The sequence below is a fragment of the Delftia sp. WSY_7 genome (genome assembly GCF_043104845.1).
Classification (GTDB): domain Bacteria; phylum Pseudomonadota; class Gammaproteobacteria; order Burkholderiales; family Burkholderiaceae_C; genus Comamonas; species Comamonas tsuruhatensis.
This window is the reverse complement of record NZ_JBICLB010000034.1, coordinates 928,044-946,649: the sequence shown is the minus strand read 5'-3', so window position 1 is coordinate 946,649 and position 18,606 is coordinate 928,044. Positions and strand designations below refer to the sequence as shown.

Below are 18,606 nucleotides of genomic sequence, written 5' to 3'. Positions count from 1 at the left end.
CAGTGCCCACCGGTTGGCAAAGTTCATGGCGTGGGCCAGTCGGCGAGGCTGACTTGGACAATCGGAGTCACAAGGTGAGGCAGACTGCCTACTCGGGCCATAGGCCCCGAGTGCTCAGCTACCATCAGTGCCCCAATCACCGATGCAGTCCCCCTGAAAGGCCCTCATGCTGCTGTACGCCGATTCGCAATTCGCCTCTCCCTATGCCCTGTCCGTGTTCGTGTCGCTGAAGGTCAAGGGGATTGACTTCGAGCTGCGCACGCTGGACCTTTCGGCGGGACAGAACACCGGGGCGGACTATGTGGCGGCATCGCTCACGGCACGGGTGCCCACGCTGGTGGACGGCGATTTCAGCCTGTCGGAGTCTTCGGCGATTTGCGAGTACCTGCAGGACCGCTTTGGCGGCGCACCGCTCTACCCCCAGGATGCGCAGGCGCGCGCCCGTGTGCGCCAGGTCCAGGCCTGGCTGCGCAGCGATCTGATGGCCTTGCGCTCGGAGCGCAGCACCGAGGTGGTGTTCTACCGCCCCACGCCCACGCCGCTGTCGGATGCGGGTCAGGCGGCGGCGCGCAAGCTGTTTTCGGTGGCCGGTGCCTTCATCCGCGCGGAAGATGACCACATCGCCGGCCCATGGTCGATTGCCGATGTGGATCTGGCGCTGATGCTCAATCGCCTGGTGCTCAACGGCGATGCCGTGCCCGCGCCGCTGGCCGCCTATGCGCGCCGGCAGTGGCAGCACCCCGCCATCCAGCAGTGGCTGGCCCTGCCGCGCCCGCCGCTGGCAGGCTGAGCCCCCCGGGATATTGGCAGGCCATGGACAGTCTTCTCTACATGGGCGTGCGGATCACGCCAGCATCACTGCCCAGCGATGTCACGCCCGGCGCCTGGCTGCCCCGCGCCACGCTGCTGGAGGTGGCCAGCGGCAAGGCCCTGGGAGTGGTCACCGAAGACCAGGGCTGCGGCACGCGGCAGGAGGCCGATGCCCGTGCGCTGCGGCTGGGCAAGCGCCATGTGATGAAGGTGCTGCATCAAGGCTGAGGCGCCAGGGTGCTGGCGACCCGCCCGCGCCCCTCAATCCATCTTCACGGCCACCAGCCTCCATCCCATCAGGCCTTCCCGCCTGAAAATGAAGCCGCCCGGCTCGCCGCGCGGGTGCACGAAGACCTTGGACCAGCCCTGGTACTCCACGGAGTAGTCCTTGCGCGGCGGCCCGCCCTGGGTGTCCACGCCCACGCCTGCGGCGGCCACGTCCGTGGGTTTGCCGGGCTTGCCTTTTTCCAGCATGAGCATGACGCCGTCGGGCGAGACCAGCGCCTCGGTGAACTGGCTGACCAGGCCCTGGGCCAGTTGCTGGCCAAAGCCGGCCAGGGGGTTGGAGGCGCTGTCGCCCGAGCCGCCCATCTGGGATTGCAGCCTGGCCATCATCTGGCCCTTGATGCTTTCGCGCAGCGCAGGGAAGTCCACGTAGCCGGACAGGGCCTGGGCGTCGCGACGCTCCACGGCCTTGCCGATCTGGTGCAGGGCGATATAGGGCGATGCATAGAGCAGGCCGGCCGCAGCCACGCAGAGGGCGGCCAGCGCACCGGCCAGTGTTTTGGGTTTCATGGATCTCTTTCGTGAAAGCGTGCCAGCGGCCACGCGCAAACGCGGATTCTAGGCGGGCCCGTCCGGCGCGCGGCGCCGGCCAGGGACGGCCCCGGGCACAGGCCGTCTCTTCCTGCCGCAGCAATGGGCAGAGAACCCCTATCAGGCCAGGGCGAATACCTGAAAAGCTGGTATTGCCTGCTCCATCCGATTCATATTATAGTTTGTAACAAATAGTTTACAAACCAATACAACATGGATCGCCATTGGCCACGCAGGCCATCGGCAAGCCAGCATCGCCGTTTCCGGATGCCTGTGAGCCTTTGTGCAGACCGGGCATTTACCGTGAATGAAATCTCATTTTCACGACCGAGTTCTTTTTGCGAGAGATGTGAGCCATCACGGGGCGGCCTGACAACGCGAGTACCCACCAACCATCCGCAATGCATGCAAAGGACGCAGTATGAATAATTTCAAGTTATCGACTCGCCTGACCGCCTTGATTGGTTTTCTCTCACTGCTCATGATCGTGATCGGCGCTTTCGGGCTTTATGGAATCAGCGAGTCCAACCGCCGATTCAAGGTGGTCTATGAAGAGCGCCTGGTCGCACTGGGCGATCTGCTGGAAGTGCAGCGCCTGCTGCTGCGCAACCGCAATGCGGTCTCGGGCGCCATTGCCGTGCACCTGCCCGAATACACGCAGCAAAAGCAACAGGAGATACAGACCAACATCAACGACGTGAACAAGGCCTGGGCCTCGTTCCGCCAGACCCGGATGACAGAGGAAGAGGCGCAGCTGGCCGACCGCTTCGAGGCCGTGCGCGCGCTGTTCCTGCAGGGCTTTCTGAAGCCGGCCCAGCAGGCGCTGCTGTCCGGTGACCTGGAGCTGGCCCGGCAGCTGCTGATCGACAAGGACGAGGCGCTGTACGCGCCGCTGCGTGATGTGATCGTGCAGCTGACCGCGCTGCAGACCCGCGTCGCCAAGGAGGAATACGAGGCCGCGCAATCGCTGTACCAGGTGATTTTTGCGGTGGCCGTGGGCTCCATCATCGGGGGCGTGCTGCTGGGAGTGCTGCTGGGCTGGTCCATCATCCGCAACATGGCGCGGTCGCTGCGACAGGCCATCCATACGGCCGATGCCGTGGCGGCAGGCGATTTGACGCGGCACATCGATGTGCGCGGCAAGGACGAGGTGTCCATGCTGCTGCGCGCGCTGCAGACCATGCAGGAGGGGCTGCGCGGCGTGGTGCGCCAGGTGCACCAGGGATCGGTCAGCGTGGCGGCGGCCAGCGGGCAGATCGCGCAGGCTAACCAGGACCTGTCCTCGCGCACCGAAAGCCAGGCCAGCGCGCTGCAGCAGACGGCAGCCTCCATGGAGCAGCTCAGCTCCACCGTGCGCCAGAACGCCGACAACGCGCAGATGGCCAACCAGCTGGCCCTGGGCGCCTCCACCGTGGCCGAGCAGGGCGGCGAAGTCGTGCGGCAGGTGGTCGATACCATGCGCGGCATCAGCGAATCGAGCCGGCAGATCGCCGACATCATCAACGTGATCGATGGCATTGCCTTCCAGACCAACATCCTGGCGCTGAACGCGGCCGTGGAAGCGGCACGCGCCGGCGAACAGGGCCGGGGCTTTGCCGTGGTGGCCACCGAGGTGCGCGGCCTGGCCAGCCGCAGCGCCGAGGCCGCCAAGCAGATCAAGCAGCTCATCACCGACAGCACCAGCCGCGTGCACAACGGCAGCGCGCTGGCCGACCAGGCCGGCACGACCATGGCCGAGGTGGTGGACGCCATACGCCGCGTGACGGATCTGATGGGCGAGATCAGCGCCGCCAGTTCCGAGCAAAGCTCGGGCGTGGCCCAGATCGGCCAGGCGGTCACGCAGATGGACCAGGCCACCCAGCAGAACTCGGCACTGGTGGAGGAGATGGCCGCCGCGGCCTCCAGCCTGCGCGGCCAGGCCGGCGACCTGGTGCGCACGGTGGGCGCCTTCAAGCTGGAGGCGGCAAGCGGCCATCAGCATGCCGCCGTGGAGCTGCAGCGCAGGCAGCCCATGCTGGCAGCAGGCTGAGACGGAAAGAATAAACAGCGCGCGCGAGAAGCAGCCAGACAGGCCATGCAAGGCGGCAACAGGCCCTGGCCGCCGGGCCAGCTCAATGCAGCGCGGTGCCCCTGGCGCCGCGGCTGCGCGCCATCTTGACGCGGTACATGGCCGCATCGGCCTTTTGCAGCGCGTCGTCGGCGTCAATGGAGTCCGGCCGCAGGCAGACCACGCCCACGCTGGCGCCGCCGTAGTCCAGCGTCTTGCCATCGGGCAGCTCGACCTTCATGACCGAGGCCTCCGACAGGCGCTGCTGCAGGTCGCGCGATACGGCGTCGGCCTCGCTGCCGAACAGCGGGCCCACGCCGATGAAGACGAACTCGTCACCGCCGAAGCGCGCCAGCATGTCGGCGCTGCGCAGATGGGAGGACAGGCGCTCTCCCATGGCGCGCAGCAGTGCGTCGCCGGCCTCGTGGCCGTGCTCGTCGTTCACGTTCTTGAAGCGGTCCAGGTCGATGAAGCCCACCACCACGCATTCCTGGCTGCGTGCGCAGCGCGCAATCAGCCGGCCCAGCTCGTCGGTGAGGCAGCGCCGGTTGGGCAGGCCGGTCAGCGGGTCCAGCAAAGCCAGTGCCGCCAGCTCTTGGTTGGCCTTGCTCAGGCTGGTGATGAGCTGCTCGCGCTCCACGCGCTCGGCAATGAGGTTGGCGAACAGGCGCAGCAGGCCCTGGGCCTCGGTGCTCAACGCCTGGGAGGTCTTGCTGGCCGCGCACAGCGTGCCGTAGAGCTGGCCGCCGGAAAAGCGTACCGGGGCGCTGGCGTAGGTGCGAATGCCCAGTTCACGCGCGGCCTCGGAGTCGCCCCAGCAGGCACCGACATCGGGCGTGTACATGCGGCCTTCGTCCAGGGCGCGCTTGCACAGCGTGTCGCCCCAGGGGACGACCAGGCCTTCGGGAATCTGCATCTCGCTCGCGTTGCGCGCGTACAGCACGCGCTGCTGGCCCTGTTCTTCGTTGATGGTGGTGAGATAGGTGGACTCCAGATGCGTACTCTCTTCGAGCATTTGCAGCAGGGGCCGCGTCAACTCTTCCAGAGAATGCGCCTGGGTCACGGACTGGGACAGGCGCTGGACAAGGGACTCCATGAAATACCTCTCGAAATGACGACGGAAGCAGACTGCCCGCGCGCCTGATGAGGGAATGGGAAGGCAGGCGGGCCGGCACCAATTTGGGGATTGTGACCCGGCCAGACGCAGGCGGGAAGCATCCCGGCCGCGCTGCAGGCCGACAAGCCTGCGCGCCACGCGCCGCTGTCAGCAGGCCGACACAGGCGGCCATATCACCTGCACGCGCAGGCCGCCCAGCGTGGGCGAGCGGTCGAGCAGCAGGCGTGCTCCATGCCGCTGGGCAATGGTCTGCACGATGGCCAGGCCCAGTCCGCTGCCCTGCGCCTGCTGGCCCGCAGAAGCCGCTGAAGCCGCAGAGGGCCCACGCACAAAGCGCCGCAGCACCAGTTCGCGCTCGCTTTCGGCAATGCCGGGGCCCGAGTCCTCGACCACCAGCGCGCGGCCCTGGGCATCGCTGCGCCAGCCCACATCGACGCGGCCGCCTTGCGGCACGTACTTGATGGCGTTGTCCAGCAGGTTGCGCACCAGCATCTGCAATGCCTGTGCGTCGCCCGCCACGGCAAAGGACTGCCGCAGATGCGGGGACTCGCTCAGGCCCATGTCCAGGCCGTGCTGCTGGGCCGCCACGGCCTGGTCCGCCAGGGCCTGCTCCACCACCTCGCGCAGGTCCACGTCCGCAGGTGCGGCCGTGGCAGCGCCGTGCGGCCCCTGCATGCCTTGCGGGCCTGGGGCCGTGCCTTGTACCGTGCCTTGGGCTTCCTGCCGCGCCAATGTCAACAATTGTTCGACGAGCCGTGTGGCCCGGTCTATGCCGGCCGAAAGACGCTGCACGGCCTCGTCATGCGCGGCCGCATCGGGCGCGCGCTGCAAGGCCACCAGTTGCAGCTTGAGCGCGGCCAGCGGAGAGCGCAGCTCGTGCGCGGCGTCGGCCACGAAGTGCTGCTGCGCCTCGAAGGCCTGGCCCACGCGCTGCAGCAGCGCGTTGAGCTCGGCCACCAGGGGCCGCACCTCGTCGGGCAGGCCCTCGGCCGGCACGGGGGCCAGGTCCTGCGGGCGGCGCGCGGCCAGCTCGCGGCGCACGCGCTGCACGGGCGCCAGCGAACTGCGCACCACCCACCACACGGCCAGCGCCAGCACGGGCGCCAGCAAGGCGATGGGCAGCAGGCTTTGCCAGGCGGCATCGCGCGCCAGCGTGCGGCGCACGCGCATGTCCTGCGCCACCTGGATCACCTGCGAGCGCGTCTGCAGCGAGAACACGCGGTAGACGGTGCCGCGCGCGGGCACATCGGCAAAGCCCAGCACGGCCATCTGCGGCAATGCCGCACCCAGCGCGGACTCGAAAATGCGCAGGCCCTCGTTGGTCCAGACCTGGACGATGAATTCGTGGTTCTCATCCTCGGGCGGCGTGCCCTGGGGCCTGCCGCGCGCATCCACCGGCAGGCCGGCGCGCAGCGCAAAGGCGGTCTGCTGCATCTGGTAGTCGAACAGGGTGTCGGTCTGCAGCAGCGCGTTGCGGTAGGCCAGCAGGCCCTGCAGCAGCGCGGTGAGCACGATGGCCGCGCCCAGGAACATGAGCAGCCGCGTGCCCAGTGCGCCGGGCAGGCGGCCGCGCAGCCGGGCGATGACAGAGTAAGCCGGCGCCGTCATGGCTTGGGCACCATGTAGCCCACGCCGCGCACATTGAGGATCAGCCCCGCGCCCAGCTTCTTGCGCAGGCCGTGGATGTAGACCTCGATGGCGTTGCTGCTGACCTCGTCGCCCCAGCCGTAGAGCTTGTCCTCGATCTGCTGGCGCGACAGCGTGCTGCCCGGGCGCGCCAGCAGCGTCTCCAGCACCGCCCATTCGCGGCCGGAGAGCACCACGTCGCGCCCCTCGACACTGGCCTCGCGCGTGGCGGGATTGAGCCGCACGCCTTCGCGCTCGTACAGCGGATCCATTGCGCCCGACGCCCGGCGCGCCAGCGCACGCAGCCGCGCGAGCAGCTCGTCCAGGTCATAGGGTTTGACCACGTAGTCGTCGGCCCCCGCATCCAGCCCGGCAATGCGGTCGCGCACGGCATCGCGCGCCGTGGCCACCAGCACCGGCGTGCGGTCGCGGCGCCCGCGCAGGCGGCGCAGCACCTGCAAACCGTCCTGCCCCGGCAGGCCCAGGTCCAGCAGCACCATGTCATAGCCATGGCCGCCACCCGGGCCGGGGCACAGGGCCGCATCGGCCTGCAGGCCGTCACGGACCCAGTCCACCGCATGGCCCTCGCCGCGCAGCAGGGTCTGCACGGCCTCGCCGATCATGGCGTCATCTTCGACAAGCAGTAAGCGCATGGCAGAAGAATAGCTCCCTGCAAGGCTGGCTCAGTTCTGAGGCACATGCCGCCCGAAACTGGCGCGCTCAAACGTCAGGGACAGCGAGCAAGGGCCTAAGCCGGCCGCGCCGCCCCGCCGCGAGGCTGTCGTCCCCCTCCTTCGCGAAGCGATTAGAGAGGGGGAAGGCGCGCAGCGACTCAGGGGGTGAGCGGCGGTCACACCGCCGCTTCAATCTTCGGCATGGCCATGCGGGCCTTGGTCAGCGCCATGCCCAGGTTGGCCGTGCGCCGGCAGACGAAGACGGCCACGTAGTCGGGCATGAGCTTGCCGCGCAGGAAGACGTGGATGAGGTTGTCGCTGTTGACGATGAGTTCCTGGAAGTAGTGGTGGCCGTCGTCCTTGAGGCCGCGCGACTTCTTGAACAGGCTCTCGATCATCGAGACGTTGGGGCCGTTGAACAGGTCGGCCGTGGCAGCGGCCACGAGATCGATGACTTCGCGCGGATGCGAGTCCACCGTGCGGATGGCCAGCAGCATGCCGGAGGCGGCATCCACATAGCCGATGGCCAGACATTCGGGCACCGAACCGGCCACCTCGCTCAAAACGTTATCAAGGCTCATTGCAGCTTTCCTTTTTTGTGAATGGATGTGATCGGTCAGCCCATCTTCAGCAGCAGTGCCACTTCGTACGCATACAGCAGGTCCTCCTGGGCCTGGGACTGCACGTACTGGGCATCGATGAGGCGCACGCGGCGCAGCGCCTCGTCGGCGGTGAGGCCCTCGCGCACCAGCCATGCGGCCAGCACCGTGCCCGTGCGGCCCAGGCCGGCCAGGCAGTGCACGGCCAGCACCTCGCCCGCGCGCAGCATGGCCGACATGCGCGCCAGCAGCATCTGGATCTGGGCCACCGACGGTGATTCGTGGTCCCGCACCGGCAGGTGCAGGTTGCGCAGGCCATGGCGCTGCAGCGGCTCCTGCGGCAGGTCGTTTTCGGTCAGCGTGATCAGCACGGTGACGCCGCAGCCGCGCAGGGCCTTCAGGTCGAAGTCCATGGACTGCACCACGCCCGGTTGCGGCGCGCCCGCCAGCCGGCCCGGCACCAGCCAGGCAAAGCCGCTGGGGCCACGGCTGGCCGGCACGGCCTGCGGGTCGGCCACCAGCGGCTGCCAGTCCACCAGCACGGAGGGATTGACGGCGCGCGGCCGGGCTGCGGCAGCGGCAGCGGCAGCGGGTGTCGGTGCGGGTGCGGGTGCGGGTGCGGGTGCGGGTACCGGCGCAGGCACGGGTACGGGCTCAGGTGCAGGCATGGGCTCGGATGCAGGCTCGGCGGCCACTGCGTCCGACAGGAATTCGGAGATCGCGGCCACGGCCGCTGCAGGCAGCGGAGGAGGCAGGGGCACGCCCTCCTCCAGGTCTTCGGCCCGCGCATCGGGCGAGGCCACGGCACAGCTGCCGGTGCGCAGGAACTGCTGGCCCGCCAGCGACAGCGGCGCACGCTGGAAGGCCTCCATGGATTGCGCCTCGGCAATGCGGCCGCCGGCCAGCAGCAGCATGTCCTGCGCCACGGCCTGTGCGTGCTGCTGGTGGTGCGTGCTCATCAGCACGGCCGTGCGCTGGGCCACCTGGCGCAGCAGTTCCAGCAGCACGAAGGCCTCGTAGCCCTCAAGCTCTGCCGTGGGCTCGTCCACCATCAGCAGGGCCGGCTCGGCCAGCGCCTCGCGCAGGATGGCCACGGCACGCTGCTGCACGGGGGACAGCTGCAGCGCCGGCTGGTCGAACATCAGCGCAAGCTCGGGAAAGCCGAAGGCCTGCACCTGCGCGCGGCACCAGTCGCGCAGCGCATGCGGCACGAGCTTGAGGCGGGGCCGGGCCAGCTCGACGATGGCGTCGAAGGTGCTGGCCATCATCAGCCGGGCCTGCTGCTGCACCAGGCGCGGCGCCTGCATGGCGCCGGTCCATTCCTGGCCCGCGTAGCGCACGCTGCCCCAGCGGCGAAAGCGCGGATTGGCGGCATTGAGATCGGCCAGCGTGCGCAGCAGCGTGGACTTGCCCGAGCCGCTGGGGCCCAGCAGGGCCGTGATGCCGTGGGTGGGCAGCGTGAAGTCCACCTCAGCCAGGATGACGCGCGCGCCGAACGATGCGCCCAAACCCGCCGCCTGCAAGCTGTAGTCCTGCTTCAAAGCATGCCCTTCCTGTTTTGCCATGGGCCCTTGCGGGCGCTTCTTCCTGAAACCAGAACGGTGCACGCCCGCCTGGATGGGCCGGCAGTCTAAGCGTATTCGCTCTATCTCAAATCGTCACAATTTGAAACACCACTAACGCAAAAGGACGCGAATTCACAGAATACAACCATCACATTGCCGCACGAATGCAGGAATCGCCAGCCACTGGCCGGTTGAATTCCCCATGCAATAAGCCCCGGCACATTCGTGCCGGGGCTGTGCGATCAATTCAGTGTGCAGGTGCTTTTCAGTCCCTTACCTCCTTTCGCTTACCCGAGACGTACGGGAACAAATATCCTGTTGCCATCGCGCCAAATCAGCACGGCCACCGTCTTGCCGGCCTTGGCCATGGCGGCGCGCACGGCCTCGATATCACCGGCAGGCGAGCCGTTGATGGACAGCAGCACATCGCCCTGCGTGATGCCGGCCTCGGCCGCCGGGCCTGCGGCGTCGGCAACGACCAGGCCGTCCTTCACGCCGATCTGCTGCTTTTCCTCGGGCTGCAGCGGGCGCAGGGCCAGGCCCAGCTTGCCCTTGCCGGCGTCGGGCTTGTCCTTGGCCACCTTGGCAGCCTTGTCGCTGGCATCGCCCAGCACGGCGCTGAGCGTGCGGGCCTCGCCGTTGCGCCATATCTCCAGCGTGACCTTCTGGCCCGGCAGCGCCTGGCCCACAAAGGCCGGCAGATCACCCGAGCCCACGATGGGCTGGCCATCGATCTTGCGCACCACGTCGCCGGGCTCCAGTCCCGCCTTGGCGGCAGGGCCGTTCTTGTCCACGCTGGACACCAGGGCGCCTTCGGGACGGTCGAGCTTGAAGGAATCGGCAAAGGCCTGGTTCACCTCCTGCACGGCCACGCCCAGCCGCGCATGCTGCACCTTGCCCGTGGCCACGATCTGCTGCTGCACGCGCGTGGCCACCTCGATGGGAATGGCGAAGGACACGCCCTGGTAGCCGCCCGAACGCGAGTAGATCTGGCTGTTGATGCCCACCACCTCGCCGCGCGCATTGAACAGCGGGCCGCCCGAGTTGCCGGGGTTGATGGCCACGTCCGTCTGCAGGAAAGGCACGAAGCTGTCGTCCGGCAGGGTGCGGCCCTTGGCGCTGACCACACCGGCCGTCACGCTGCTCTCGAAGCCGAAGGGCGAGCCGATGGCCAGCACCCAGTCGCCCACGCGCAGATCGGCCGTCTTGCCCAGCGACACCGTGGGCAGGTTCTTCGCCTCGATGCGCAGCACGGCCACGTCGGTCTTGGGATCGGCGCCCAGCACCTTGGCGCTGAACTCGCGCCGGTCGGTCAGCTTGACGGTCACTTCCTTGGCGCCGCGCACCACGTGGGCGTTGGTCAGGATCAGGCCGTCGCTGGAGACGATGAAGCCCGAGCCTTCGCCGCGCGTGGGCACATCGCGCTGGGGCTGGCCCTGGCCCATGCCCGGCATGCCGGGCACGCCGAAGCGGCGGAAGAATTCAAAGAACGGATCCTTGGGGTCCATGCCCGGCACGCCCTGCTGCCCCTGGCGCGCTGCGGCCTCGTCGCCGTCCTCGCCCATGGCACGCGAGCTGCCGACCACGCTGATGTTGACCACGGCCGCGCCATTGCGCGCCGTGATGTCGGCAAAGTTGGGCGCCGCCACGGCGCCGGCGGGAGAAGCAGGAGAAGCGGCAGAAGCAGGCTGTGCTGCAGGCGCAAACAGCGACGTGGCGGCACGCGCATCGCCATGCACCACACCAACCAGACCGGCGCCCGTGGCGCCCAGGGCGCCGATGGCACCTGCGGCCACCAGGGCCAGCACCAGACGGCGGGGAGTCGACAGAATCTTGTTCATGGCAGACCTTTCCTCAAAAGCAGCGTTCCTTGCTGCGTTGGGGAGAAGTCTGAAGGGGCAGACTTAGGCGAGGCTTAGAGGCCTCGCCGTGCATCTCAGATCAGCGCCAGCACCTTCTCCGGCGGGCGGCACAGCGCCGCGCCCTTGGGCGTGACGACGATGGGGCGGTTGAGCAGCACCGGGTGCTCGGCCACGGCGGCGAGCAACTGCGCATCGCTGGCCAATGCATCGCCCAGGCCCAGCTCGGCGAAGACGGCTTCCTTGCTGCGCAGCAGCTCGCGCACGGGCATGCCCAGCTGCCGGACCAGGGCCTGCAGTTGCTCAGCGTCCAGGGGCTGGGCGATGTAGTCGACGATGGTCGGCTCTATGCCGTTGTCGCGCAGCAGGGCCAGCGCGCCGCGCGAGTTGCTGCAGCGGTTGTTGTGGTAGATGGTGATGTCGGTGCGGGGGGCGGTGGTGTTCATGGGCCGCAGTGTAGGCCCATGAAAATGCGTCTCAGGCCACGGCTTCCTCGGGATGGGCATCGACCTCGCGGCCGGGCAGCAGCAGGTTCAGCCCCACCGCGACCAGGGCGCCGACGGTAATGCCCGAGCCGAAGACTTCGCGCACGAAGGCAGGCATGCGGGCCAGCAGGTCCGGGCGCACCGTGACCGCCAGGCCGCAGCCCAGCGAGACCGCGATGATCAGGCTGGCACGCCGCGAGTGCTCGGCGCCGCTGAGCATGCGGATGCCGGCAGAAATGATCATGGCAAACATCATCAGCCCCGCGCCGCCGAGCACGGGCTGCGGAATCGTCACCACCAGTGCGCCCAGCACAGGAAAGAGACCGGCCAGCAGCAGCATGACGCCCGTCAGCATGACCACATGGCGGCTGGCCACGCCGGTCAGCGAGACCACGCCCACGTTCTGGGCGAAGGTGGACAGCGGAGGGCTGGACATCACGGCCGCGAAGGCCGAGCCCACGCCGTCGCACAGCATGCCGCTGGACAGGCGCTTGCCGTCGATGCGCGTCTGCGTGGCCGCGCCCAGGGCCATGAAGGTGCCCGTGGTCTCGACGATGGTCACCAGAAAAGCGATGGACATGGCGACGATGCCGGCCACCGGGAACGTCATGCCGAAGGTCAGCGGCTGCGGGATGGCGAAGACCGCGGCCTCGCTCACCTGGGTGAAGTCGATCAGGCCCAGCGCCAGGCACAGCACATAGCCGCAGGCGATGCCCAGCACCACGGCCGAGGCAGAGACGATGCCCCTGCCCCACTGCACGAAGCCGATCACCAGCACCAGCACGAAGCCGGCGATGGCCAGGTGGCCGATCGCGCCGTAGTCGGTGCGGCCCATGCCGCCCGCAGCCCAGTCCACGGCGACGGGGGTCAGCGACAGGCCGATCATGGTCACGACCACGCTGGTCACGGTGTGCGGGAAGAAGCGGCGGATCACGGGCATGAAGTAGCTGCCCACGATCATCACCAGCGACCCCACCAGCGAGGAGCCCAGGATGCCGGCCACGCCATGCTCCAGCCCCACGCTGATGCCCGCGCCCACGAAGGCGAAGCTGGTGCCCATGACGCAGGGCAGCCGTATGCCCAAGGGCCCCACCCCCCTGCACTGGACGATGGTGACCACGCCCGAGCCCAGCAGCGCTGCATTCACCAGCGCCACGATCTGGTCGGCCGGCAGCTTGAGCGCCCCGCCGAAGACCAGGGGCACGGCGATGATGCCGCCCAGCGCCGCCAGCAGGTGCTGCAGCGACAGAAGCACCGTGGTGATGAGCATTGGCGGACGGTCTTCCACCTTGTAAAGCAGTTGTTCCATTGTCTTGTCTCCTTGTGTCCTGGCCGTTGGCCTCTTCAGAGGCGCTTGTATGTATGTCGGGGCAGTGGTGCCGGAAAAGGGTGGGGGTCCTGAAAGTGCTGTCCGGGTCTTCGAGCCTCCTGGAGATGCTTCGGGGGAATGGCGCAGCGCGGCAGGTCGGCACCCGCGATGGCCTGGGTGCCGGCCTGCCGCGCTGCAGGGAGATGTCAGTGGCCCGCTGCGCGCTCGAACAGCGTGCGGGCCAGCTCGCGGTGGCGTGTCAGCACGCGCGGCAGGTCGGCCGTGAGCAGGTGGCCGTCACGGACCACGACACGGCCGTTGATGACGCTGGTGGACACGTCGGTGGGCGTGCAGAACACCAGCGCGGCCACGGGGTCATGGCCTGCGCCCGCGTAGCCCACGCCCGACATGTCGAAGGCCACGAAGTCGGCCGACATGCCCGGCGCCAGCGCGCCGATGTCGTCGCGCCCCAGCACGCGCGCGCCGCCCAGCGTGGCGATCTCCAGCGCCTCGCGCGCGCCCATGGCGGCAGGGCCGTGGCCCACGCGCTGCAGCAGCAGGGCCTGGCGCGCCTCGCCCAGCATGTGGGCGCCGTCGTTGGAGGCGCTGCCGTCCACGCCCAGGCCCACGGGCACGCCCGCATCGCGCATGGTGCGCACGGGTGCGATGCCCGAGGCCAGGCGCATGTTGGAGCACGGGCAATGCGCCACGCCCGTGCCCGTGCGCGCGAACAGCGCAATGCCCTCGGCATCGAGCTTGACGCAGTGGGCATGCCAGACATCGGGGCCGACCCAGCCCAGGCTTTCTGCGTACTGCGCGGGAGTGAGGCCGAATTTCTCGCGAGAGAAGGCGACGTCGTTGTCGTTCTCGGCCAGGTGGGTGTGCAGCGACACGCCGTGCGCACGCGCCAGCACGGCGGACTCGCGCATCAGCTCGCGCGTCACCGAGAACGGCGAGCATGGCGCCAGCACCACGCGCAGCATGGAGTGGCGTGCGCTGTCGTGGTACTGCTGGATCAGGCGCAGGCTGTCGCGCAGGATGGCTTCCTCTTCCTCCACCACCGCGTCGGGCGGCAGGCCGCCCTTGCTGCGGCCCAGGCTCATGGAGCCGCGCGCCGCATGAAAGCGCATGCCCATCTGCTGCGCCGCGGCGATGGAGTCGTCCAGCCGAGCGCCATTCGGATACAGGTACAGGTGGTCGCTGGTGGTGGTGCAGCCCGACAGCATCAGCTCGGCCATGGCGGTCTGGGTGGAGACGTGGATCATCTCCGGCGTGAGGTGCGACCACAGCATGTACAGGTTGGTGAGCCACGAGAACAGCTCCGCATCCTGCGCGGCAGGCACGGCGCGCGTGAGGCTCTGGTACATGTGGTGGTGCGTGTTGACCAGGCCCGGCATCACCACGCGGCCGCGCATGTCCAGCACCTGGGCCGTGCCGTCGTCCACCATGCGGCGGTACTGCGGCGGCAGATCGGCCGTGGCGCCCACCCATTGCACGGCCGGGCCGTCGGCCACCAGGGCGCCGTCGCGGATCTCGCGGCGCTGCGCATCCATGGTGACGAGTACATCGGCGTTCAGTGCGATCAAGGTCATGGCGTTCTCTTCTTCGAAATGGAAAAGCCGCCAGTCTAGGAAGGACAAGCCATTGCCGATAGCGCTGAATTCCGCCCGATGTGTCCACAAAAAGTGGACAAGTGCCTAAGACTCACCGCCCCCCGGCAAACAGCCTTGCCAGCGCCTGGCCGATGGACTGGGCCATCAGCTCGCCCGCCGCGCTCAACTGCCCCCTGGCCCGGCCGGTCAGCACCAGCGTCTGCCGCCGCAGATGCGCATCGCGCAAAGGCACGAAGACCAGGGCATTGCGGCTGCGCTCCTCCATCACGTCCAGCGGGTTGAGCAGGGCAATGCCCTCGCCCAGCATGACCAGGCGCTGGATCAGCGCCATGGAGGTGGACTCGGCCACGGGCGTGACCTCGATGGCGTTGCGCGCAAAGGCTTCGTCCAGCAGGCTGCGGATGGACAGCGGCGGCGCGGGCAGGATGAGCGGATGGCCTATGCACTCGCTGAGCAGCACCGACGATTGGCGCGCCAGCGCATGCCGGGGCGGCACGATGGCGCCGATCTGCCATTCGCTGATGGCCAGCGCGCGCAGCGCGGGGCGTTCGGACAGGTCGTAGGCCAGGCCCAGGTCGGCGTCGCCGCCTTCCACGGCGGCCGCGATGTCGCTCAGGGGCAGGTCGATGATGCGCACCACGATGCCCGGGTGGCGCTGGCGGAATTCATGCACCAGCGAGGGCAGCAGCGAGCCGGCCAGCCCCGTGGTCGCGGCCACGGTGATCTCGCCGCTGCGCGCGCCCTGCAGTTCGGCAATGCGCTCGCGCAGCGCCGCATGCTCGCGCAGCGTGGCGCGCACATGGGCCAGCACCATCTCGCCCGTCGGGGTAAGGCGCAGGCGCTTGTGGATGCGCTCGAACAGGGGCGTGCCCAGCTCGGCCTCCAGGTCGAGGATCTGGCGGTTGACGGCCGTGGGGGCCACGTGCAGATGTTCGGCCGCCTTGCGGATGGAACCGCGGCGGACTACTTCGTCGAGATAGCGCAGGACTCTGGCGTGCATGGCGCGAGCGTAGCGGGGTTTGCCGGGCCGCGCTTTGCAGCGCCCGGCGGCGGGCTCAGCGGGCCGTGCCCGGGCGCTCGGCGCGCAGCGTGCGGCTGAGCATGATCACGGGGATCAGGCCCACCAGCACCAGGGCCAGCGACGGCAGGGCGGCCTCGCCCAGGCGTTCGTCGCGCGCGAGCTGGTAGGCCACGACGGCCAGGGTGTCGCTGTTGAAGGGGCGCAGCACCATGGTGGCGGGCAGCTCCTTCATCACATCGACGAAGACCAGCAGCGCCGCCGCTGCCGTGGAGCGCCTGAGCAACGGCCAGTGCACGCGCGACAGCATGCCCCAGGCGCCCGTGCCCAGCATGCGGGCCGAGTCGTCCAGGCTGGGCGCGATGCGCGCATAGCCGCTTTGCATGGACTGCAGGGCCACGGCGCAAAAGCGCACCAGGTAGGCCCAGACAATGCCCACGGCGGTGGCCGTGACCAGGCCGGCAAAACCCCATTCGGGCCGCACCTGCTGCACCCAGCCCACGGGCAGCAGCAGGCCGACGACGACCACGGCGCCCGGCACCGCATAGCCCAGGCTGGCCAGTTGCACCACGCCGCGCGTGACGGCCGACTCCTTGTGGCGGCGCACGGCAAACGCCAGGGCCACGGCGATGATGACGGCCAGTACCGAGGTGATGGCGCCCAGGCGCACGCTGTTGAGCGCCCAGTCGAGGAAGCGGTCCCAGGGCAGCACCGACCAGTCGGCCGCCAGCGGGCGCAGCATGAAGAACACGGGCGCCACAAAGCCCATGAGCACGGGCAGCAGGCACACCAGCCAGGCCAGCGCGCAGCGCCAGCCGCGCAGGCGCAGCGGCTGCGCCTCGGCCGAGCCGGCGCGGCCCGTGCTGCCGGTGACGAAGCGCATGCGCCGCTGCGCGCGCAGCTCCAGCTGCAGCAGCAGCACCACCAGCACCAGCAGGAAGGTGGCCAGCTGCGCAGCGGCAATGCGGTTGTCCATGGACAGCCAGGCCTTGTAGATGCCCGTGGTGAAGGTCTGTATGCCGAAATAGCTGACCACGCCGAAGTCGGCCAGCGTCTCCATCACCACCAGGGCCACGCCAGCGGCCACGGCCGGGCGCGCCAGCGGCAGCGCCACCGACCAGATGCGCCGCGACAGCGGCGCGCCCATCAGGCGCGCGGCCTCCATCAGATGCGCGGCGCGCTCGCCCAGCGCGGTGCGCGCCAGCAGGTAGACATACGGGTAGAGCGAGAAGATGAAGACCCAGACCGCGCCGCCGAGGCTGCGCACCTCGGGCAGGAGCCGGCCTTCCAGGCCATAGGTGTCGCGCATCCAGGTCTGCAGCGGGCCGCTGAACTGCAGGAAGTCGGTATAGGCATAGGCAGTGACATAGGCCGGCATGGCCAGCGGCAGCAGCAGCAGCCATTCGAGCTGGCGCCGGCCCCGGAAGTCGAACAGCGTCACGGCCGCCGCCGTGCCCGTGCCCACGATGGCCGCGCCCAGCGCCACCAGCAGGCCCAGCCAGACCGTGGTCCACAGGTAGCCGGGCAGCACGGTGGCCGCCATCTCGCGCAGGATGGAGCCGGCCAGGGCATCGCCCTGCCCCAGAGGCAGCCAGGAGCCGAGCACGGCCAGCACGGGCAGCATCAGCACCAGGGCCAGCAGGAGCAGTGGAAGGGAGCGGAGTACGGACGACAGACGGCGCAAAGCGGAGGTCTCGGCTAGAGGATGAGGGGGAGGATCTGGCTGCCGGGCTATGGAACGGGCCGGGATCCGCGGCAGCCACCGGCCTGTGGGCCGAGGTGCCGCCGAGACCGGACGTGCCTGCGGGCTGCTGGAGTCGGCGGGCTCCGGGCATGCCCCTGGCCCGCCAATGCAAATGCGAATTCTATTCATTTGCGCGGTTCTACAATCGCCGCATGTTTTTGACCGTCTCCCAACTCGAGGTGCGCTACCCGGGCCGCGACAGGCCTGCCGTGCAGGGCGTCACGCTGAATCTGGCCGCTGGCGACATCGGCGTGCTCATCGGCCCCTCGGGCTGCGGCAAGACCACGCTGCTGCGTGCCGTGGCGGGCCTGGAGCCCGTGAGCGGCGGCGAGATCCGCATCGACGGCCAGCTCGTGGGCAGCGCGGATTTCTCGCTCCCTCCCGAGCAGCGGCGCATCGGCATGGTGTTCCAGGACTATGCGCTGTTCCCCCATCTGAACGTGGGCCGCAACGTGGCCTTCGGCATCCACCATCTGCCCAAGGCGCGCCAGGCCGAGCGCGTGGCCGAGGTGCTGGAGCTGGTGGGCCTGGCCGGCAGTGCAGGAAGGTTTCCGCACGAGCTGTCAGGCGGCCAGCAGCAGCGCGTGGCGCTGGCCCGCGCGCTGGCGCCCAGCCCGCAGCTGATGCTGCTGGACGAGCCGTTTTCCAACCTCGACGTGGACCTGCGCGAGCGCCTGGCGCATGAGGTGCGCGGCATCCTCAAGGCCGCAGGCGCCACGGCCCTGTTCGTCACGCACGACCAGCTGGAGGCGTTTGCCATCGGCGACATGATCGGCGTGGTCCACCAGGGGCAGCTGCAGCAGTGGGACGACGCCTATTCGCTGTACCACCGGCCGGCCACGCGCTTCGTGGCGGACTTCATCGGCCACGGCGTCTTCGTGCCGGCCACGCTGGCCCACAGCGGTGCCGGCGGCGTGGTGGCGCGCACGGCGCTGGGCGATCTGGTCGATCCGGCCACCTGCCCGCTGCCTGCGCAGTTTGCGGACGGCGAGTGCGATGTGCTGCTGCGCGCCGACGATGTGGTGCACGACGATGCCTCGCCCGTGCAGGCGCGCATCCTGCGCAAGGCGTTTCGCGGCTCGGAGTTCCTCTACACGCTGGAGCTGGCCAGCGGCCACAGCGTGCTGGCCCATGTGCCCAGCCACCACGACCATGCGGTGGGCGAGTGGGTGGGCATACGGCTGGACATGAATCACGTGGTCGCCTTCCCGCGCGAGAGACAGGGCACTGCGCAGACCGCAGCGGCCTGAGCAGGCGGCCGCCGCCGCGCCGTCCAGGCCTTTGTCATCCGACGGTCATGGGTGAAACCCAGAATCTGTCACAT

Annotated in this window: 16 protein-coding genes; 4 read left to right on the top strand and 12 right to left on the bottom strand. The window is 69.0% G+C overall.

Translation table 11 applies throughout. The features are described 5' to 3' along the window. Positions 1-166 precede the first annotated feature (166 nt). Positions 167-790, top strand: coding sequence for a glutathione transferase (gene yfcF / locus ACF8ME_RS19045; RefSeq protein ID WP_392417815.1), 624 nt, complete (start codon positions 167-169; stop codon positions 788-790). Positions 791-813: 23 nt separating this feature from the next. Continuing rightward, on the top strand, positions 814-1,038 hold the full coding sequence (locus ACF8ME_RS19040; RefSeq protein WP_392417813.1) for a hypothetical protein: 225 nt from the start codon (positions 814-816) through the stop codon (positions 1,036-1,038). A 33-nt stretch (positions 1,039-1,071) separates the two neighbouring features. Here ACF8ME_RS19040 and ACF8ME_RS19035 read toward each other — a convergent pair whose 3' ends face one another. Next, entirely contained in the window at positions 1,072-1,605 is a 534-nt protein-coding gene (locus ACF8ME_RS19035) for a DUF2939 domain-containing protein (RefSeq protein WP_046987310.1), read from the bottom strand. Between the two features lie 442 nt (positions 1,606-2,047). On the opposite strand from ACF8ME_RS19035, the gene ACF8ME_RS19030 reads away from it, so the two are divergent. Continuing rightward, entirely contained in the window at positions 2,048-3,655 is a 1,608-nt protein-coding gene (locus ACF8ME_RS19030) for a methyl-accepting chemotaxis protein (protein ID WP_016447912.1), read from the top strand. Positions 3,656-3,737: 82 nt separating this feature from the next. Here the strand turns inward: ACF8ME_RS19030 and ACF8ME_RS19025 are convergent, their stop codons facing one another. The 11 genes from ACF8ME_RS19025 to ACF8ME_RS18975 form a co-directional block, all read right to left on the bottom strand. After that, complete coding sequence (locus ACF8ME_RS19025) at positions 3,738-4,769, bottom strand: sensor domain-containing diguanylate cyclase (RefSeq protein ID WP_392417811.1); 1,032 nt, start codon at positions 4,767-4,769, stop codon at positions 3,738-3,740. Between the two features lie 168 nt (positions 4,770-4,937). Then, positions 4,938-6,398 (bottom strand): ATP-binding protein, encoded by a 1,461-nt coding sequence (locus ACF8ME_RS19020; protein ID WP_392417809.1) that lies wholly within the window; start codon positions 6,396-6,398, stop codon positions 4,938-4,940. Continuing rightward, a complete protein-coding gene (locus tag ACF8ME_RS19015; protein ID WP_017405435.1) occupies positions 6,395-7,069 on the bottom strand; it encodes a response regulator transcription factor in 675 nt (224 codons plus the stop codon). Before ACF8ME_RS19015 ends, ACF8ME_RS19020 begins: the two co-directional genes overlap by 4 nt. Before the next feature lie 197 nt (positions 7,070-7,266). After that, positions 7,267-7,671: a hypothetical protein gene (locus ACF8ME_RS19010; RefSeq protein ID WP_012203525.1), complete on the bottom strand. Its 405-nt coding sequence runs from the start codon at positions 7,669-7,671 to the stop codon at positions 7,267-7,269. A gap of 35 nt (positions 7,672-7,706) precedes the next feature. Further along, positions 7,707-9,230 carry an ATP-binding cassette domain-containing protein gene (locus tag ACF8ME_RS19005; protein ID WP_392417807.1) on the bottom strand — a complete coding sequence of 508 codons (1,524 nt, stop codon included), beginning with the start codon at positions 9,228-9,230 and terminating at the stop codon, positions 7,707-7,709. 311 nt (positions 9,231-9,541) lie between these two features. Then, complete coding sequence (locus ACF8ME_RS19000; RefSeq protein WP_392417805.1) at positions 9,542-11,095, bottom strand: Do family serine endopeptidase; 1,554 nt, start codon at positions 11,093-11,095, stop codon at positions 9,542-9,544. Positions 11,096-11,190: 95 nt separating this feature from the next. Further along, entirely contained in the window at positions 11,191-11,559 is a 369-nt protein-coding gene (arsC, locus tag ACF8ME_RS18995) for an arsenate reductase (glutaredoxin) (RefSeq protein ID WP_016447918.1), read from the bottom strand. A gap of 31 nt (positions 11,560-11,590) precedes the next feature. Then, positions 11,591-12,907 carry a nucleobase:cation symporter-2 family protein gene (locus ACF8ME_RS18990; protein ID WP_392417803.1) on the bottom strand — a complete coding sequence of 439 codons (1,317 nt, stop codon included), beginning with the start codon at positions 12,905-12,907 and terminating at the stop codon, positions 11,591-11,593. 206 nt (positions 12,908-13,113) lie between these two features. Beyond that, a complete protein-coding gene (locus tag ACF8ME_RS18985) occupies positions 13,114-14,499 on the bottom strand; it encodes an 8-oxoguanine deaminase (protein ID WP_013804017.1) in 1,386 nt (461 codons plus the stop codon). 112 nt (positions 14,500-14,611) lie between these two features. Then, complete coding sequence (locus tag ACF8ME_RS18980) at positions 14,612-15,520, bottom strand: LysR family transcriptional regulator (RefSeq protein WP_016447921.1); 909 nt, start codon at positions 15,518-15,520, stop codon at positions 14,612-14,614. 55 nt (positions 15,521-15,575) lie between these two features. Next, entirely contained in the window at positions 15,576-17,222 is a 1,647-nt protein-coding gene (locus tag ACF8ME_RS18975; protein ID WP_392417801.1) for an ABC transporter permease, read from the bottom strand. 212 nt (positions 17,223-17,434) lie between these two features. Between ACF8ME_RS18975 and ACF8ME_RS18970 the strand changes: the two genes are divergently transcribed. Further along, complete coding sequence (locus tag ACF8ME_RS18970) at positions 17,435-18,532, top strand: ABC transporter ATP-binding protein (protein WP_034347786.1); 1,098 nt, start codon at positions 17,435-17,437, stop codon at positions 18,530-18,532. Positions 18,533-18,606 lie beyond the last annotated feature (74 nt).

Coding starts and splice junctions, on each gene's coding strand:
- ACF8ME_RS18985 (WP_013804017.1), bottom strand. CDS start 14,499: ATGACCTTGATCGCACTGAACGCCGATGTACTCGTCACCATGGATGCG.
- ACF8ME_RS19020 (WP_392417809.1), bottom strand. CDS start 6,398: ATGACGGCGCCGGCTTACTCTGTCATCGCCCGGCTGCGCGGCCGCCTG.
- arsC (WP_016447918.1), bottom strand. CDS start 11,559: ATGAACACCACCGCCCCCCGCACCGACATCACCATCTACCACAACAAC.
- ACF8ME_RS19000 (WP_392417805.1), bottom strand. CDS start 11,095: ATGAACAAGATTCTGTCGACTCCCCGCCGTCTGGTGCTGGCCCTGGTG.
- ACF8ME_RS19030 (WP_016447912.1), top strand. CDS start 2,048: ATGAATAATTTCAAGTTATCGACTCGCCTGACCGCCTTGATTGGTTTT.
- yfcF (WP_392417815.1), top strand. CDS start 167: ATGCTGCTGTACGCCGATTCGCAATTCGCCTCTCCCTATGCCCTGTCC.
- ACF8ME_RS19025 (WP_392417811.1), bottom strand. CDS start 4,769: ATGGAGTCCCTTGTCCAGCGCCTGTCCCAGTCCGTGACCCAGGCGCAT.
- ACF8ME_RS19010 (WP_012203525.1), bottom strand. CDS start 7,671: ATGAGCCTTGATAACGTTTTGAGCGAGGTGGCCGGTTCGGTGCCCGAA.
- ACF8ME_RS19035 (WP_046987310.1), bottom strand. CDS start 1,605: ATGAAACCCAAAACACTGGCCGGTGCGCTGGCCGCCCTCTGCGTGGCT.
- ACF8ME_RS18980 (WP_016447921.1), bottom strand. CDS start 15,520: ATGCACGCCAGAGTCCTGCGCTATCTCGACGAAGTAGTCCGCCGCGGT.
- ACF8ME_RS19040 (WP_392417813.1), top strand. CDS start 814: ATGGACAGTCTTCTCTACATGGGCGTGCGGATCACGCCAGCATCACTG.
- ACF8ME_RS19015 (WP_017405435.1), bottom strand. CDS start 7,069: ATGCGCTTACTGCTTGTCGAAGATGACGCCATGATCGGCGAGGCCGTG.
- ACF8ME_RS18990 (WP_392417803.1), bottom strand. CDS start 12,907: ATGGAACAACTGCTTTACAAGGTGGAAGACCGTCCGCCAATGCTCATC.
- ACF8ME_RS18970 (WP_034347786.1), top strand. CDS start 17,435: ATGTTTTTGACCGTCTCCCAACTCGAGGTGCGCTACCCGGGCCGCGAC.